The 17,231-nt window shown below is 60.0% G+C and carries 14 protein-coding genes; 8 read left to right on the forward strand and 6 right to left on the reverse strand.

Features of this window, described 5'->3' with window-relative positions:
* Window positions 1–319 precede the first annotated feature (319 nt).
* Entirely contained in the window at window positions 320–1,522 is a 1,203-nt protein-coding gene (locus tag K290_RS0107990; protein WP_028751418.1) for a glycosyltransferase family 4 protein, read from the forward strand.
* Here the strand turns inward: K290_RS0107990 and K290_RS0107995 are convergent.
* Complete coding sequence (locus K290_RS0107995; RefSeq protein WP_028751419.1) at window positions 1,489–2,343, reverse strand: glycosyltransferase family 2 protein; 855 nt, start codon at window positions 2,341–2,343, stop codon at window positions 1,489–1,491. The two genes, K290_RS0107990 and K290_RS0107995, sit on opposite strands and share 34 nt — an antisense overlap.
* A 187-nt stretch (window positions 2,344–2,530) precedes the next feature.
* Between K290_RS0107995 and K290_RS38260 the strand changes: the two genes are divergently transcribed.
* The 4 genes from K290_RS38260 (at window position 2,531) to K290_RS0108015 (ending at window position 7,999) form a co-directional block, all read left to right on the forward strand.
* Window positions 2,531–4,045, forward strand: a complete 1,515-nt coding sequence (locus tag K290_RS38260) for a lipopolysaccharide biosynthesis protein (protein WP_028751420.1) — start codon at window positions 2,531–2,533, stop codon at window positions 4,043–4,045.
* A 10-nt stretch (window positions 4,046–4,055) separates the two neighbouring features.
* Window positions 4,056–5,843, forward strand: a complete 1,788-nt coding sequence (locus K290_RS38265) for an alpha/beta hydrolase family protein (RefSeq protein ID WP_028751421.1) — start codon at window positions 4,056–4,058, stop codon at window positions 5,841–5,843.
* A gap of 82 nt (window positions 5,844–5,925) precedes the next feature.
* On the forward strand, window positions 5,926–6,594 hold the full coding sequence (locus tag K290_RS0108010) for a response regulator (RefSeq protein ID WP_028751422.1): 669 nt from the start codon (window positions 5,926–5,928) through the stop codon (window positions 6,592–6,594).
* Window positions 6,584–7,999, forward strand: coding sequence for a sensor histidine kinase (locus tag K290_RS0108015; RefSeq protein ID WP_028751423.1), 1,416 nt, complete (start codon window positions 6,584–6,586; stop codon window positions 7,997–7,999). Before K290_RS0108010 ends, K290_RS0108015 begins: the two co-directional genes overlap by 11 nt.
* A 39-nt stretch (window positions 8,000–8,038) precedes the next feature.
* Here K290_RS0108015 and K290_RS0108020 read toward each other — a convergent pair whose 3' ends face one another.
* The 5 genes from K290_RS0108020 to K290_RS0108040 form a co-directional block, all read right to left on the reverse strand.
* The gene (locus K290_RS0108020) at window positions 8,039–8,749 is read right to left on the reverse strand and encodes a DNA helicase (RefSeq protein WP_028751424.1); all 711 of its coding nucleotides are present in this window, start codon (window positions 8,747–8,749) and stop codon (window positions 8,039–8,041) included.
* A gap of 291 nt (window positions 8,750–9,040) precedes the next feature.
* Window positions 9,041–9,922 (reverse strand): ABC transporter permease, encoded by an 882-nt coding sequence (locus K290_RS0108025; RefSeq protein WP_028751425.1) that lies wholly within the window; start codon window positions 9,920–9,922, stop codon window positions 9,041–9,043.
* Window positions 9,923–9,935: 13 nt separating this feature from the next.
* On the reverse strand, window positions 9,936–10,754 hold the full coding sequence (locus K290_RS0108030) for an ABC transporter ATP-binding protein (protein WP_028751426.1): 819 nt from the start codon (window positions 10,752–10,754) through the stop codon (window positions 9,936–9,938).
* A 108-nt stretch (window positions 10,755–10,862) separates the two neighbouring features.
* A complete protein-coding gene (locus tag K290_RS0108035; protein WP_028751427.1) occupies window positions 10,863–11,876 on the reverse strand; it encodes an ABC transporter substrate-binding protein in 1,014 nt (337 codons plus the stop codon).
* Window positions 11,877–12,059: 183 nt separating this feature from the next.
* Window positions 12,060–13,073: an ABC transporter substrate-binding protein gene (locus K290_RS0108040; protein WP_028751428.1), complete on the reverse strand. Its 1,014-nt coding sequence runs from the start codon at window positions 13,071–13,073 to the stop codon at window positions 12,060–12,062.
* 867 nt (window positions 13,074–13,940) lie between these two features.
* Here K290_RS0108040 and K290_RS0108045 point away from each other — a divergent pair.
* The 3 genes from K290_RS0108045 to K290_RS0108055 all read left to right on the forward strand — a co-directional run bounded on the left by K290_RS0108045 (window position 13,941) and on the right by K290_RS0108055 (window position 17,207).
* Complete coding sequence (locus K290_RS0108045) at window positions 13,941–14,249, forward strand: hypothetical protein (RefSeq protein WP_028751429.1); 309 nt, start codon at window positions 13,941–13,943, stop codon at window positions 14,247–14,249.
* 193 nt (window positions 14,250–14,442) lie between these two features.
* Window positions 14,443–14,901: a helix-turn-helix domain-containing protein gene (locus tag K290_RS0108050; protein ID WP_028751430.1), complete on the forward strand. Its 459-nt coding sequence runs from the start codon at window positions 14,443–14,445 to the stop codon at window positions 14,899–14,901.
* Window positions 14,902–15,254: 353 nt separating this feature from the next.
* On the forward strand, window positions 15,255–17,207 hold the full coding sequence (locus K290_RS0108055; RefSeq protein ID WP_028751431.1) for an AfsR/SARP family transcriptional regulator: 1,953 nt from the start codon (window positions 15,255–15,257) through the stop codon (window positions 17,205–17,207).
* The last annotated feature ends 24 nt before the right edge of the window (window positions 17,208–17,231 follow it).

The raw sequence follows: 17,231 nt of genomic DNA on the forward strand, positions 1-17,231 counted from the left end.
GAGATGCCCCTCACCTAACCCTCTCCCCGCATGCGGGGAGAGGGAGTTCATTGAGTTTCGCGTCCGAGGTGCGGTAGCGCGGCAAATGCCGAAGCAGTCCCCTCGGCCCGCCTGCGGGGAGGGGGCTAGGGTGAGAGCCCAGCCTTCCCTAACGGAACGCCGCGATATTAACCCTCTTGCTTGAAACGCCGAGGCCTCTCATCCGTAATTAAGCTCTTTTTAACCAGCAAGATGATGTGCTTTGCGCTGATCAAGAGACGGCGCCTTCGCGCGCCTGATCGCCGCGGCTTTGTGCGGCTCAAGGATCGAGGGCGGGTCAATGACATCGGCTATTTCGGATATTCAGGCGCAGAATTCCGCGGGACCGCTGATCGTGCATGTCGTGCGCCAGTTCCTGCCCAACAAGGGCGGGCTGGAAGATGTGGTCGCAAATCTCTGCCGGCAGTTGATCGGCCGCGGCTATCGTGTCCGGGTCGTCACCTGTAACAGTCTGTTCTCCGATCCCACACGCGAACTGGCACCGGCCGAAATGATCGACGATATCGAGATCGTCCGCATTCCCTGGTCAGGCTCCAGCCGTTATCCACTGGCGCCGCAGGTATTCCAGCATATCGCCGACGCCGACCTCATCCACGTCCACGCCGTCGATTTCTTCTTCGACGCGCTTGCCTGGGGCAAGCTGTTCCATGGCCGTCCGATGGTTGCCACCACCCATGGCGGCTTCTTCCATACGCCGAAATATGCCGCCATCAAGAAGCTCTGGTTCAACACCGCAACCCGGCTTTTCGCCCTCGCCTATGCCGAGCTCATTTGCTGCAGCCTGTCGGACGAACGTCTATTTTCAAGCATCGCCGGGCACCGCACCCGCCTGATCGAAAACGGCGCCGATGTCGGCAAATTCGCCAATTGCGCCGCGCTCGAAGCCCGCCGCCGCGTCGTCACCATCGGCCGCTTCTCCGTCAACAAACGGCTCGACCGCATGCTTGATGTCATGAAGGTGCTCGCGGCCCGCAATGTGGATTGGCATCTCGACATTATCGGCGCCGTCTCCGATCTCGACCAGCAGACGCTGGAAAAGGAAATCGCCGCCCGCGATCTTAGCCGCCATGTGTCGCTGCATGTGTCGATCGACAATTGCGCCATCCGCAACATCATCGCCCGCGCCTCGCTTTTCGCCTCGGCCTCCGAATATGAGGGTTTCGGCCTGGTGGCGATCGAGGCGATGAGCGCCGGCCTGCTGCCGGTGCTGCACACGAACGACGCCTACAAGGCGCTGGCCGAAACCCATCCGACGCTGATGCTGTCCGATTTCTCCAATCCGGAAACCGCTGCCGATGCCCTAGCCGCCGCTTTCGCGCGCTTGGGGGCCGAGGGCCTCGGCCTCAGGGAAGAACTCATTCATGATGCCCGCGCCTATGCGTGGGACGAGGTCGCGCAGCGCTATGTCGATGTTTATGCCGAAGCCATGACGCCGAGAGGTAGACGGCGTCAACCCCTGTCCCAACGCGGCCAGGTCGCATAACCTTCCAGAATACCCATCAGCCAGGCGCGCTTGTAGCGGGCCGTATCGGCCCTGAACCGCAGCAGCGCCGCCAGCCAGCCGGCGACAGGCCGGCATAGCCGATAGCAGACATAGGCCAGCGGAAAGCGCTGCTTGCGCATCAGGGCGCCGAAGCCACGGCCATATTTGCGCGCCCGCTCGACCTGCCGTGGGCCGTATTCGCTGGTGACCTGATCGTGATGAACGATCAATTCGGGAAAGAACATCAGCCGCTTGCCCGCAGCAAGGGCGCGCAACAGAAAATCCGCTTCCTCGCCGCTCTGGAACGGCGAATCCGAGCCGACCCCGAGATTCTCGTCGAAGCCGCCGATTTCAGGCAGCGCTGAACGGCGCACGAAGATGCTATTGGAATTGCCGCACTTCAGATAGTTCCAGCGCGTTACCGCAAGCGAGGTTTCGCCCGTCGGACTGACGGAGGCTGAGCCGCCGGCATCCAGCGTACGGCCAGTGACGATGGCAAGCTCGGGATGCTCGACGAATAGCCGCGCCGCCGTCTCCAGCGTATCGGGCTCATACCAGCAATCATCGTCGGGAAAGCAGACATAGTCGCCTTTTGCCGCCACCATTCCATTGTTGCGGGCCCGCGAAAGACCCTTGGCCGAGCGGACACGGCGGATCACGAAGAAGGGCGAGAAGCTTCCGATCAGCTCCAACAGCCGATCATCCGGGTTCTGGTCGACAAGGATCACCTCGAAATCCCTGTAACGCTGGTTCATCAGCGACAGAAACAGCCTTTCCAATTGGTCGAAGCGGTCGATCGTACAGACGACGAGGCTGAACAAGGAAGACCCTCCGGACAAACGGCAAGCCAGCCAACATCGGGATATCGCATATTAGCTGAAGTAAAAATGAAAGTTACATTAGGAATAGACGGTAAATATTAAGGCATATGAAATACAGCAGACGCTATTCCATGAAGAGCCGGACATTTGCGGCCACTTTCTGCGACCTGGGGAAACGGTAATCTTCATGACGAAGAGCATCATGGCGAATTCGGCGTTGAACGCAGCGGCGGGTCTAACCCTGCTCGCGACCGGTTTTGCCTGTTCGATTATCGCCGCACGCCTGCTTGGCCCGGAGGCCAACGGCATTATCGCCTTTTCGCTCTGGCTGACGACGACCGGCGCACTCGTCGCCGAACTCGGCACCGGCATTACGCTGCTGCGCATCCTGCCACAACTGAAGGTCCAAGGGTATTCGGCGGAGGAGCGGCGCGGCTTTGCGGCCTATCTCCTGCATCCGACGATCCTTTCGACGCTGATCCTGCTTGCCGGTTATGCCGCCTATTATTGGGAAGCGGAACGGATGCATTGGGCAAACGATGCGTCGTCCATCATCGTCATCACCGGCGCGTTTTTCGTCCTTCAGTCGCTCGGCGCATACAGCAAGAACTATCTGGTCGGCGAGCAACAGCTCGGCGCTTTCTTCCGCCTGACCCTGACAAGCTCGGTTCTGCAGCTCGCCACAGTACTTCTCGGCGCCGTCTTCTTTGGCGTCACCGGCGCTCTTGCAGGCTATGCCATCGGCCAGCTCCCGATGTTCGTCTCGAGCCTGCGGATCGCAGTTGCCAGACGGAACAGTTGCGGCGTCGGCCTTGGCTATCTCGTCAGTTCCTCGCTCATTCTCTCGGTCGAATTCATCAACAGCTCGATCTTTCTGAACCGCATCGAGCTGGTCTTCCTGCAGCACTACTGGGGCATCGAAGCCGTCGGCTTCTATGCCGTCGGCCTGTCGCTTGCCAATCTGGCGCTGCAACTTCCGGTGCAGTTGAGCGGCAGCCTGCTGCCCTATTACTCCGAGCAGATGCATTCGCAGGCGTCTGGCAAGCTGCCGGTCCATGTCTTCGAAGGTGTGGCCCGCGCCATTTCCTATATTACACTGCCGATGAGCTTCGGCCTTGCGGCGATCGCGCCGGAGCTGGTGGTGACGATCTTCGGCAAACCCTTCGAGCCTAGCGGCGGCATGGTGGCGCTGCTGTCGCTGACGGCGGCTCCTTACGTCTTCATGCAGATCTGCACGCAATATCTCTACTCCATCGACCGCATGCGCGAGCGCACCATCATCGGCGGTGTCGCCAGCGCCATCATGGTCGTTGGTTGCTTCATCGCGGTCCCCCTCTATGGCGGCGAAGGTGCTGCCCTGGTGCGGCTGCTCGCCTTTACCGCCATGTGCGTGCTGATGGTGCGCCGCATGGAATTCGAAGGCTCGATGCACAGCATGTTCGTCAGCCTTGCCAAGGTGACCGGCGCATCCGCGCTCTGCGCCGCCGCGGCCTATGGTTTCATTCATGTGCTGCCCGGCATTCCCGGCCTAGCCAGCGCCGTCATCGCCGGCGTCCTGGTGTACGGCCTGGCGCTCCGGCTGCTGAATGCCGTGCCGCCGGAGGATATTGCGGCGCTGCAACAAATTGCTGCGCGTCTGCCGCGGCGCGCCCATCCAATTGCCGTTCACGCGCTGGCATGGCTGGCGCCGCGCCGAATTTGAGGAGAATGCCATGGCTGCGTTGGGAGCCGCCGAATACCAGGGCCCGCTTAGGGAGACCACCGCAGCCGCCACGCCGGTGACCTTCTCCGGAACTGTCGGCCTGTTCACGCCCGCTGCTGCACCGACGAGCCAGACGGCCGTATTGTTCCTCAGCCCCTGGGGCTTCGAGGAAATGTGCACCCGCAAATTCTGGCGCATCCTCGCCGAAGATCTCGCCAAGACAGGCATCGCCAGCCTCCGCTTCGACTATGCCGGCACAGGCGATGCGCTGGACATCGAGGATCCAGGTGAAGGGCTGGCGCTCTGGGAAGATACGGCGCGCGCCGCTGCCGCCATGCTGCAATCGCTCTCCGGTTGCGAGCGGCTGATTCTGGTGAGCCAAGGGCTCGGAAGCATCGTCGCCCTTGATATCGCAGAACAGCTCTCCGCCGTCGACGGCATCGCCCTGCTGGCTCCGACCATCTCCGGACGCGCCTATCTGCGCGAATTGACGGTGTGGTCGAAAATGATCGACGAGGGCATGGGGCTTACCGAAACGCAGCGCCGGACCGAAGGCGTCACGATCGCCAGCCTGTCCATGCCGGACGCCATCGCCGCCGCGGTCAAGAAGCTCAACCTGATGACGCTTGCCCATGTGGGCGCGCCGGACTGCCTCGTCCTGACCCGACCTGGTCGTCCAGGCGATACCGATTTCGCGGCTCATCTTGAAACGCTCGGTCCGCATGTCGAACGCGCTGCCTATGAGGGCTATGACGAGCTGGTGTCGAACCCGACGATCGCCACCATGCCGCTCGAAGCCGGCCGGAAAATCCTGGATTGGGCACGGTCGATCGCGGTGGAATCCACGACGGCATCGCGCAGAATTCTCCGCACGCCCCGCGCCGAAGCGCTTGAAGGCGATGGTTTTCGCGAAACGCCGCTGCGTTTTGGGGAGGGTGACCGCCTCTTCGGCATTCTCTGCGAACCCACAGGCGCCCGCACGGGCGCGACAGCATTGCTCTTGACCACGGCCTATGACCGCCATGCCGGTTGGGGTCGGATGTCAGTGATCATGGCGCGGGCACTCGCCCGCGACGGCATCCCGTCGCTGCGTTTCGATACCGCCAACGTCGCCGACAGCCCGCCGCTTCCGGACGCGCAGGAGCAGGTGCTCTATTCCCGCGATCAGCATCAGGACGTGCGCGCCGCACTCGACTTTCTCGAAATCCAGAAGCTACTGCCCGCCTTTGCCGTCGGCCGCTGCAGCGGTGGCTATCTCGCCTTTCAGAGCGCGATCCGCGATAGCAGGTGCAGCGGTCTGATCACCGTCAATCCCTACGCCTTCTTTTGGGATGAAACCCAGTCGGTGGACGCAGCCCTTCGCTTCGTGCCACGTTCGCTTGAGACCTACGGCCAGAAACTCCTGCAGTTCGAGACCTTGAAACGGCTCTACGGCGGCCAGATCGATGCAAAAAGTGCAGCTCGCAACATCGTTGTGGCCCTGGCGCGCCGTGCCGTCCGCCTCGGTCGGCCCCTGCTCGGCGTTCTTCCCTTTTTTGCCGGCGAGCACGAAACCGTCATCAACGGCTTCCGCACGCTTACCAAACGGCAGGTCGATATTTCGCTGATCTACAGCGCCCACGACATCGGTCTTGATCATTTTCGCGAACATTTCGGCGAGGACGCCGCCGGCCTGAAGAACTTCCCGGACATCCGCCTCACAATCATCCCCGACGCCGACCACAATCTGACGCCGCCCTATGCGCGGAAAGTGTACTTGCACGAGGTGAGAGAGATGGGATTGAGGCTCGGCAAATGAGTACCTATCTCGCCGCTGGCGAGATAGGTCTCGGACGACCCAAAACACTCGCAACACCCGGCACTTGCTGTATACTCGCCCCATGAGGCTCCTGATCGTCGAAGACAACCGCGAACTGGCGTCCTGGCTCGGCAAGGCGCTGCGCCAGGCGCAATATGCCGTCGACATTGCCTATGACGGCGAAGACGCCGAGCATATGTTGAAGGTGGCCGGTTACGCGGTCGTCATTCTCGATCTCTCGCTGCCGAAAATGGATGGATTGACGCTGCTGAAACGGTTGCGCCAGAGCGGCAACAAGGTGCCGGTCATCATCCTGACGGCCAATGCCAGCCTCGATGGCCGCGTTGCCGGGCTCGACAGCGGCGCCGACGACTATCTGGCAAAGCCTTTCGAAATCGCCGAGCTGGAAGCCCGCATCCGCGCAGTCGTCCGCCGCGGCCATGACCGCGCAGCACCCGAAATCGCTGTGGGCGACCTGCTCTTCGATGGCGGCACGCGGCAGTTCTTTCTCGGCGGCGAAACCCTGGCGCTCACGCCGCGCGAACATGCCGTGCTCGAACATCTCGTCATGAAGGTCGGCACGACGGTCACCAAGACCGCGCTCTCCGAAAGCGTTTTCGGCTTCGACGATCTAGCCGACACCAGCGCCATCGAAATCTACGTGCACCGTGTCCGCAAGAAACTCGAAGGCAGTGCCGTGCAGATCGCCACGCTGCGTGGCCTGGGCTACCTCCTTCGCCATGCGCAATGACGAAAGCCGCCAACGCAAGGGACGTCTGCGCCGCGCCGTCGCAAGGCTGACCTCCAGCCTGCGGGCGCAACTCTTTGCCTGGGTGGTGCTGACGCTGATCGGAGCGATCTGCATCAATCTCTATCTTAGCTTTCGATCGGCGAATGCCACCTCGGATCTCGTCACCGACCATACGCTGCTTGCTTCCGCCCGCGTCATCGCCGAGGCCGTGCATGTCGATCCGAGCGGCACTGTGCAAGCCGATATCCCACCGGCTGCGCTGGAGATGTTCGATACGGGCTATGGCGATCGCGTCTTCTATCAGGTGGTGACCGCCTGGGGGAACCTCGTCGCCGGCTATCCCGATCTGCCGCAGCCGAAGAAAGAGCAGGTCGGCGAAGACATTGCATTTCGCGCCGATCAGGTTCGCGTGATGATGCTGAACCAGCCAATCGTAGGTCTCGGCGAAGACGGCACGGTCTCCGTGACCGTCGCCGTCACCCACAACAGCCAATACGCCATGCGCCGCAGGCTGTGGCTGTCGGATTTCACCAAGCAACTCGTGCTGGTGCTGCTCGCTGGCCTGGTCACCATCATCGGCCTGCAGCGCGGTCTGACGCCGGTGCTGCGGCTACGCGATGCCGTGCGCGAACGCGGCCGCCAACGGCTGGACCCGCTGGAACCGGACATGGTGCAGAGCGAGCTGCGTCCCCTGGTCCATGCGCTCAACGATCACATGGAACGGGTGCAGAACCAGATGGCGGCGCAGCGCCGCTTCGTCTCCAATGCCGCCCATCAGTTGCGTACGCCGCTCGCCCTGATCTCGACGCAGGCGAGTGTGGCGGCGCGCGAGGACGACAATGCCAGGCGCGACGAAGCGCTGACCGCACTGCGCTCCAGCACAAGGCAGGTGACACGGCTGGCGAGCCAGCTTCTCACCCTGTCGCGGGCCGAACCCGGCAGCCGCCGGCCACGCAGCGATACGATCGATCTCGTCGCTACCGCCCGGCAAGTCCTGGAAACCTTGGCGGAGGAAGCGCTGAGGCGCAATATCGACCTAGGGCTGGAGGCCGATGGCGCGCCGGTTCACGTCGAAGGCGACGGCACCATGCTGCGCGAGATGCTGGTCAATCTCGTCGACAATGCCCTGCGTTATACGCCTGCGAACGGCCGGGTCACGGTCGGTGTCCGCCGCGATGGCGGCGACGCGGTGCTCTGGGTGGAGGATAACGGTCCGGGTATTCCCGAGGCCGAACGCGGCCAGGTGTTCGAACGCTTCTATCGCATCATCGGCACGGAACCGGAAGGCAGCGGCCTCGGCCTCGCCATCGTCCGCGAAGTCGTCGACGGCGCCGGCGGCACGATCGCACTCAGCGACGCGACCGGCGGCGGCCTGCTGGTGACGGTAAGACTGCCGGCGGTTTGACCAATTCCCAACCGCCGGCAACCGGAGTAGGCGGAACCGCTACCCCGCCCGAAGCTGGACTTCGCCCTTATTCAGGAAAAATGTCTTGTCGAACAGCGCCAGATCCAGCGGATTGGGCAAGCGGACATCCGCCAGATCGGGATAGGCCTTCATAGTGGGATCGTAGGACCGGTCGATCTGCGAGAGGAAGACGATGATCAACCCTCGCTCCTGCGCAAAGGACCGCAGCGCCCGAACCTGCACCATCAATTCCGGCTTCTGCCGGTTCTGGTCAAGTATTTGCAGGTAATCGATGACGACAAGCGTTCCCTCAGGCGCAGATGCCAGCTTCTGGACAATATAATCGGCGCTGATCGCGTCCGAACTGTCGAATTCGAACAAGCCTTCAAAAAGCTCGAACTGAGCGCCGATCATCCGGAAACGATCGAGAACAGCACTTTTGGTATCTTCCAGCGTGAAGAAGGCGCCCCGATTGCCTGATTTCATCGCCTCGACGGCCAGCTTGAGGCTCATCAGGGTTTTGCCTTGCAACGGGCGAGCGCCGATAAGCACTAGATCACCGGACTCCAATTGCGCGAACATCTCTTCGGCTGATGTGGTCGCCTCCGCGCGAGCTGCGAGCAAGCTCCAGCCGCGGAAACCTTCCTCGGCTGCAATGCGGTCAAGCGCTTGGTGCAAGGGAATATTCTCCTCGCGCGACATGAGCCGGGCTTTACGCTTCAAACGATAAATTGGGCTGGAAAGCCGCATGTGAAAAACCTCCTATTGCGAGCAACGACCGCAACCCCTCCTTATGCTTGGCGCCCGAACAGTCGGTTCGATGATCGATCAGCCCTGCATGAATAATACTTTCCCGGATGGAGGGGGGAGGCATGGGCTTTGCCGGAATCGGACCGTAAGCTGATTCTCGCCCGGAGAAAATTGTGCCGTGGTCGTTTCCGCATGGCCCGGCGATACGGCAAGGCAGTGCCTGTTTTATGGCAAAAAAAGAGGCCGGGTGGGGGTGCCCGGCCTTGGGAGGAAACTGAATGCCTTGGCGGCTTATTGCACGTCCATGTGCTGCTGCGGACGCCATCTGGTGATGCGGTTTTCGACGAGCGTCATCACGTATTCGGCGCCGAGCGTCACCACCATCACCAGGATGATCGCGGCATAGAGGCCGGCGGCGTCATAGGTGCCCTTGGCGATCGAGATCAGGTAGCCGATACCGGCGAGAGAGCCGACGAACTCGCCGACGATCGCACCGATGATCGCGAAGGAGAAGGAGATGTGCAAACTTGCAAAAATCCAGCCCATCGCCGACGGCAGGATCACATTGCGGGTAACCTGCCAGTTCGAAGCGCCGAGAATGCGAGCATTGGCGATCATGTTGCGGTCGGCTTCACGAACACCCTGGAAAGCATTGGCAAACACGACGAAGAACACCATGATGAAGGCGAGCGCGACCTTGGAAGGCAGGCCGAGGCCCATGATCATCACGAAGATCGGCGCGAGAACGACGCGCGGGATCGAGTTGATCGCCTTGATGTAGATCGACAGGATATCGGAAGCCAGCTTGTTGCGGCCAAGCGCCACGCCGACGAGAACGCCGGTCACCGAGCCGATGACGAAGCCGATCAGCGCTTCTTCCATCGTCACGCCGAGGTGAAACCAGAGCGAGCCGCTTTCAGTGCCCTCACGGACCCAATCCCAAAGGCGCAGGGCGATGCCATACGGGCTGGAATAGAAGAACGGATCGATCCAGTGCAGATCGGATGCGAGCTGCCAAAGGCCGAGGATGGCGGCGAGAAGGCCGGCTTGCCATGCTGCAACGACATATTTGCGGCGCCTCATCGCCTTCAGCACTGCGGCTTCGATTTCCGCGTCCGAGGTACCGGCGCGGAAGATCGGGGCGTTGCCTGCTTCGAGAGCTGTGTTTGCCATGATCAATCCTCCCTTATGCCGCTTCCGAAGCGCGGCGATAGCTGGTCTCGACCTCTTCGCGAAGGTCGTCCCAGATCGTCTTGCAATAATCGATGAAGTTCTGCTCGTAGCGGATTTCCGAGACGACGCGTGGACGCGGCAGGTCGATCGTGTAGACCGACTTCACCGTCGCCGGGCCCGCCGTCAGCACATAGACCTTGTCGGCGAGCGCCACGGCCTCTTCGAGGTCGTGCGTGACGAAGACAACGGAAGCCTGGCGCTCGGCCCAAAGCTTCAGCAGCTCTTCATGCATAACTGTGCGTGTCTGCACGTCGAGCGCCGAGAAAGGCTCGTCCATCAGCAGGATTTCCGGCTCGTTGATGAAGGTCTGCGCCAGCGAAACGCGCTTGCGCATGCCGCCCGAGAGCTGATGCGGATAATGATGCAGGAACTTCGAGAGGCCGACGCGGGCGAGCCAGTCCTTGGCGCTCTTTTCGGCTTCGGCCTTCGACTTGCCCCGGAACAGCGGACCGGACATGACATTGTCGATGACGTTCTTCCAGGGAAAGAGCGCATCCGTTTGGAAAACGAAGCCGACACGCGAATCGATGCCGTTGACGGGTCCACCCATCAGGCGAACTTCGCCGGCACTCGGCTTGGCGAGACCGGTGACCAGATTGAGCGTCGTCGATTTGCCGCACCCGGTCGGGCCGACGACGGCGACGAATTCACCGCGTTCGACGGTCATATTGAAATCGCGCAGTGCGGTCAGCGATTTGCCGGTCGGCGATACGAACCGGCGGCTGACATTGATGAGCTCGATCGCCGGCGTCCGGCGTTCATCCTGTTGCATGATGTGATCCTGACGCGTGCCTTCGGGGCGTGCACGCAAAGCCCAGTGAACTGCAAAGTCTCTTGAACTGCCGCTTCCGGAACCGGCCGGAAGCGGCACAATGACTGCTTACTTGACGTTCTTGACGAATTCCGTCGTATAGGTCTTCGACAGGTCGATCGTCTTGCCCTTGACGTTCTTGGAGAACTGGGAGAGCACGGCGAGAACCGTCTTCGGACCATCTTCCGGCATCACGCCATCAGCCGTGAACATTTCCTTGCCTGCGTCGAGAGCCTTGATGTAGCCCTCCTTGTCGCCGACGTAGAAATCCTTCGGCATTTTCTCGGCGATCTCAGCACCGGAATGGGTATTGATGAAGCGCAGCGTCTTGACGAAGGCATTTGCAAGCTTCTGCACGTCTTCCTTATGGGCATCGACCCAGGCGGCATCCATATAGAGCGACGCGGCCGGATAGGTGCCGCCGAGCGCGGCTTCGGTGCCCTTCAAGGTTCTGAGATCGACGAGAACCGAAGCTTCGCCCGTCTTCAGCATGCGCGAGATCGTCGGCTCGGTGGTCATGCCGGCCTGGATAGCGTCCTGCTGCATCGCGGCGATGAAAGTCTGGCCGGCGCCGACCGGAACAGGGGTAACGTCAGCCGGCGTCAGGCCCGCCTTGGTCGCCATATAGAGCGTCAGGAAGTTGGTCGACGAACCGAGGCCGGTAACGCCGACGCTCTTGCCCTTCAAATCGGCGAACGACTTGATTTCGGGATGCTTGGTCGACACCAGTTCGACTTCACCCGGCACCCGGCTGAACTGCACGACGGATTCGATGAACTTGCCCTTGGCCTGCAGGTCGACGCAGTGATCGTAGAAACCGACGACGCCCTGGACAGCACCGGCAAGGAGCTGGTTTTCGGCGTCGACGCCGGCGGATTCGTTCAAAAGCTCGACATCGAGACCTTCGTCCTTGAAGTAGCCAAGGCCTTCCGCAAGCTTGGCCGGCAGATAGATCTGCTTTTCATAACCGCCCACCATGATGGAAATCTTGTCGGCGGCATGCGCTGCGGTCGCACCGAGCGATGCGGCGGTCATGACGAGGGAAAGGGCTACTGTATGAAAAAGGGTGCGCGATGAACGCATAAGTATCTCCTCCTGTTAGGATGCCTGCGTCACAGTTCGCGCGTGGCATATGCTTCCTCCGCGAAGCTTCGCAAGCTTAGCGCGGACAATCTTTCAGTAAGCTTTCAGCGAAAAATTCGCCGGACGGCAGTGGGATTTTTTTCTGACCGCCGCCGGCATTTGCCGGCGGCGCAATGGAGCGCCTTACTTGGCGTTCTTGACGAATTCCGTCGTATAGGTCTTCGACAGGTCGATCGTCTTGCCCTGAACATTCTTGGAGAACTCGGAGAGCACGGCGAGAACCGTCTTCGGACCATCTTCCGGCATCACACCATCAGCCGTAAACATCGCCTTGCCGTTTTCGAGCGCCTTCACGTAGCCTTCCTTGTCGCCGACATAAAAGTCTTTCGGCATCTTGTCTGCGATCTCGGCAGCGGAGTGGGTATTGATGAAGTGCAGCGTCTTGACGAAGGCGTTCGCAAGCTTCTGCACTTCCTCTTTGTGATCCTTGACCCACGACTCCTGCATGTAAAGAGATGCGGCAGGATAGGTTCCGCCAAGAGCGGCCCTCGTTCCGTCCATCGTGCGCATGTCGATGAGCACCTTGGCCTCGCCGGTCTTCAGCAGCCGCGAGACCGTCGGCTCGGTCGTCATGCCGGCCTGGATGGCGTTCTGTTGCATGGCGGCGATGAAGGTCTGACCGGCTCCGACCGGGACGGAGGTGAATTCACCAAGCTTCAAACCGCTTTTGACCGCCAGATATTGCGTCAGGAAGTTGGTGGAGGAACCGAGGCCGGTAACGCCGAGGCTTTTGCCCTTGAAATCCGCGGGCGACTTGATTTCCGGATGATTGCTGGACACCAGCTCGACTTCGCCCGGCGCCTGGCTGAATTGCACGACGGATTCGACGAATTTGCCCTTGCCCTGGAGATCGATGCAGTGATCGTAGAAACCGACGACGCCCTGGACAGCGCCGGCAAGCATTTCGTTTTCCGCGTCGACGCCCGCCGGCTCGTTCAGAAGCTCGACATCGAGACCTTCGTCCTTGAAGTAGCCAAGGCCTTCCGCAAGCTTGGCCGGCAGATAGATCTGCTTTTCATAACCGCCCACCATGATGGAGATCTTATCGGCGGCATGCGCTGCTGTCGCACCGAGAGATGTGGCGGTCATGACGAGAGAAAGGGCTACTGTATGAAAAAGCGCGCGCGATGAACGCATGAATGTCTCCTCCTGTTAACATGCCTGCGTCACATGTTCGCGCAAGCATATGCTTCCTCCACGAAGCTTCACGAGCCTAGCGCAGGCAACCTTTCAGTAAGCTTTCAGTGGAAATTTCGCCGGACTGCGTTGCGATTTTTTCTCACCGCTGCCCGCAGGCCCTTCTGAGCTCGAAAAGCTTTCCGAGTTCCCAATGCAAATATTTGCGAGTACCGGCGATTTACAATGCTTGTGCGAGTTGCATCATCGGCAATTAAAGCAGGAGTTTGTGGACGTCAGCGGAGTTCTGGTGGATCGTCGGGCCGCCGTGCTTGGACGGCCGGGGCTCGCTGACCCCCCTGCTGTGTTGGCATGGCGGGCCCCGCAAAAATCAAAAATGAAAGCGGAAAAAGGACCCGCTGTTCTTGGTGCAGCGGGCCTAAGACTCCAGCAACTTGTCCGGGCGCGGGCACGACCGGACGATGGGCATTAAGACCATCTAATATAATAGGGTCAAGACGCGATTCCGACCAATTTTGGTTCTGTCGCTCAACCGTGAGTGGATTGGACGCTTGCGTATTACGCTAGAGCGTTGATTCTATAATAAGAAATATAAACGAGTCGCTCTCCGTAAAATAAACTTTCGAGCAAAAAATTTTTACTGTCAGCCTCACTCCACTCAACCCGGGAATGGGTAATTTCCCTATCCGCATACTTGAAAAGACTAACGCTACGTGAAGTAAGAAAAGTTCGGTGGAGGAAATGCGACGCCCAGCGGCCTCCATATTAAGCTCACCGATAGGAGATGGCGTGTGCTAAACCGGCTGCCGCGCCGGTAGAAAACAGAGCTTCCATTTAACGTCAGTTATGTCGATTGGGGAACGATCCATGAAAACAATGGCAGCCGCTCTGCTTCCGTTTACAACCATTCTCGCCGATCCGGCTTTGGCGATCTCGCGCTATGATTCACTCGGCCAAACCTGCGCATCGGTGCAGCAGATAATTTCGCGGGAGCACGCGGTGCTGCTGCGTTATCCATCGAGGAGCGGCAATGTGGTGCTCTATGACCGCTTCGTAGCCAGCGATGGACAGTGCGGAACCGGCCATTATGCTGCGCCCGCAAGCGTACCCACCAAGGATAATCCGAAGTGTCGCCTATACAATTGCAGATCGTCCTCAGTCTTTAATCCACATTGACGCGACGCTTCTTTTCTGCCGTTTATCTTTCCGACGTTCGAAGAAAAGCTCTGCGTCAGGACTTTTGGTTGAAAATTATCGATATTTAATACACACTGAACGGGCAGATTGGGGACGTGTTCTTGCCTCCTCCCCAGGCATCTGTAAGGTGGCGCCCGCTGGGGTGCCCCCGTTCGAATGAGGAGACTGCGCAGTGAGTGCAAAAGTACCAAACCCGATTGACGCCTATGTGGGCTCACGCGTGCGCATGCGCCGGCTCATGCTCGGCATGAGCCAGGAACGGCTCGCCGAACAGATTGGCGTTACCTTTCAGCAGGTGCAAAAATACGAAAAAGGCACCAATCGCATCGGCGCTAGCCGATTGCAGGCGATCGCAGGGGTTCTGGCTGTCCCTGTCGCTTTCTTCTTTCAGCAGGACAATTCGCAGCCGCTGACGACGGAAGGGCTGGGCGCGATCAGTGGCCTGGAAGATCTGTCCGATTTTCTGACGTCCAAGGAAGGTCTCAGCCTCAACAAGGCCTTCATGAAGATCAACGATCCCAGCGTCCGCCAATCCGTGCTGATGCTCATCAAGTCGCTGGCCAACGCCTCCGAGCCCGCAGCGATGCATGCGCCGCCTGCGGCGGAAGTTCCTTTCGGCCTCAGAAACTGATCTCCATGCCTCGCCCTATGAAAAATGGGTGAGGCGCGGATCACGACCGAAGGGCAGATTGCTCCCACATCGACGATCGCGGTATCCGCAGTCGCAGAATGCGGTTGACCGCGGCGCGTTATTCGAACGCTTACGGATGGCTCCAAATTTTGAATTTGGGGCATTTCTCCCGCTTTCATGCGATTCATCCGAAACAAGGATGTTCCAGCGATTGCGATGGGATAGCAGTCATCGTAGTGTGAAATTCACAAATCGTAGATGACACCTGTGATCACACATGATGTTGGTGATCGCAAGCGATACCGGAAAGCGCGGTTTGCGATACCGGACGCTGCTAAATGCAGTGGGGATGTATGGATTTCAGGCTGCTGACATTCGGAGACCTGCGTCTCGTGGACGGAACGGGCTCGACGGTGCCTTTTCCCGAAAAAGGCCTACTGTCGACCTGCTTTCTGCTGACGAGCCTCGCGCAGAAAAAAACCCGTGCGGAGCTTGCGGAATTTCTTTGGGGCGACATTCCCTTAGATAAGGCACTCGCCAATCTGCGGCAGACCTTGTCGCGGGTCAAAAACCGGCAGGACGAACTCGGAATAGCACTGCTCGTGATCGAGCAGGCGACCGTCAGCGTGAATGTCCAAGCCTTCACCAGTGATCTCGCGCTGCTGAACGCGGGGTCGCAAACCGATCCCCACACCGCGCTGGAAGAATTGTTGCAACTCGGCCGCTGGGATTTTCTCGCCCGCACCGAAGTCATCGGTGGCCAGGCCCGCATGTGGCTGCACGTACAGCGCGATCGCATCAAGACACAGATGCTCACGACGCTGCGCGATGCCATCGCGGCCATGAGCAAAGATGCCGACCCCACCATCGTCAAGGAGGCGGCGCTGCGGCTCTTCGAGGCTCATCCCGAAGACGAGACGATCTACCAGATACTGGGAGAGACCTATGCCGGCGAACCCCAGCTTGAAAGCGCTCGCCACATTTTCGAGAGCCGCAGAAAATATCGCTGGGGCGAATTGCCCGCCGACCCCGACCCTCAGACCCTCAGCGTTGCGCGGCGCTTGTTCGAACGCCAGCGCAGCGTCGCACCGCAGCTTCGAGAGGTGCCAGGTCCACAGGTGGAAATCGTTCCGCCCGAGCGCCGCGGGCCGCCCAAGCTCGCGCTGCTGCCGCCGGTGAACACGGCCAGTAACCACCAAGCGGCGATCTTTCTCTCATCGGCGCTGCTCGAAGATATCACCGTCGGCCTTTGCGTGCTGAAGACAGTGACTATGGTGGCGCACTACACCGCGGAAAAGATCGCCCTTCACTTCGATCGCGCGGCAATGCTCGAAAAATACGGCATCAATTATATGCTGGACACCAGGCTGAGTTTCGACGGCAGTGCCTACTGGCTTTTCGCGCAATTAATTTACGCCGGTAATGATGAAGTCATCTGGGCGGAGCGCTTCAGCATGGAAGCTCAAGCTCTCCCGCACCAGCATCGCGAAATCGCGCAACGCATCGTGGCGTTTGTCGCCAGCTACGTCGAGCGCAACGAATTTTCCCGCGACTACTTCGAGCGCAACCCGGTCGTTTATCACCAGTATCTGCTCGGCCAGCGATATCTGAAAAATCTCGGCCTGCCCGACATCCGCCGTGCCCGCAAGGCATTTCAGGCGGCTTTAAAGGAAAACCCCTATTTCTCGCCGGCCCTAAGCGGCATGGCGCGCACCTATCATCTCGAGTGGTTTTTGACGGCGCGCGGTGATGCGGACCTGCTGAAGCGCATCGAGGAAGAGGCAGGCAAGGCGATCGCCACGGGCCAGGATCTCGCCAACGGCTATCGTGAATTTGCCGCTGCAAAACTCTTTCAGGGCGACTTCGACGAAAGCCTCAATTCCTTTGAACTCGCCGAGACCATCAGCCCACATCATGCCGATATCATCACGGATTATGCGGACGCGCTGGTTCATGCCTCCCAGCCCGGCAGGGCTCTGGAGAAGATGGAGCGTGCCATCAAGCTCAATCCGATGAGCCCGGACTTCTATTACTGGACGGCGGCCGGAGCCAGCTACTTTCTTGAACAGTATGATCAGGCTGCGAGCTATATCGACCGCATGGGCGATTCCGCGCCCGCTGCGCGGCTCGCCGCCGCAGTGGCTGGCATGGCGGGCGACACACGCAAGGCGAAACGCCTCGTGCGCAAGGTCAAGGAAACCTATCCGGAATTCGAGGTCGACAAGTGGCTTTCCGTCGTACCCATGCGAGAGCAATGGCAGAAGGAACATTATAGGGAAGGGCTAAAACGCGCAGGCTTTAGTTAGGCGCCAATAACCCCCAATTCACAT

Source organism: Rhizobium leucaenae USDA 9039, assembly GCF_000426285.1.
Lineage (GTDB): Bacteria > Pseudomonadota > Alphaproteobacteria > Rhizobiales > Rhizobiaceae > Rhizobium > Rhizobium leucaenae.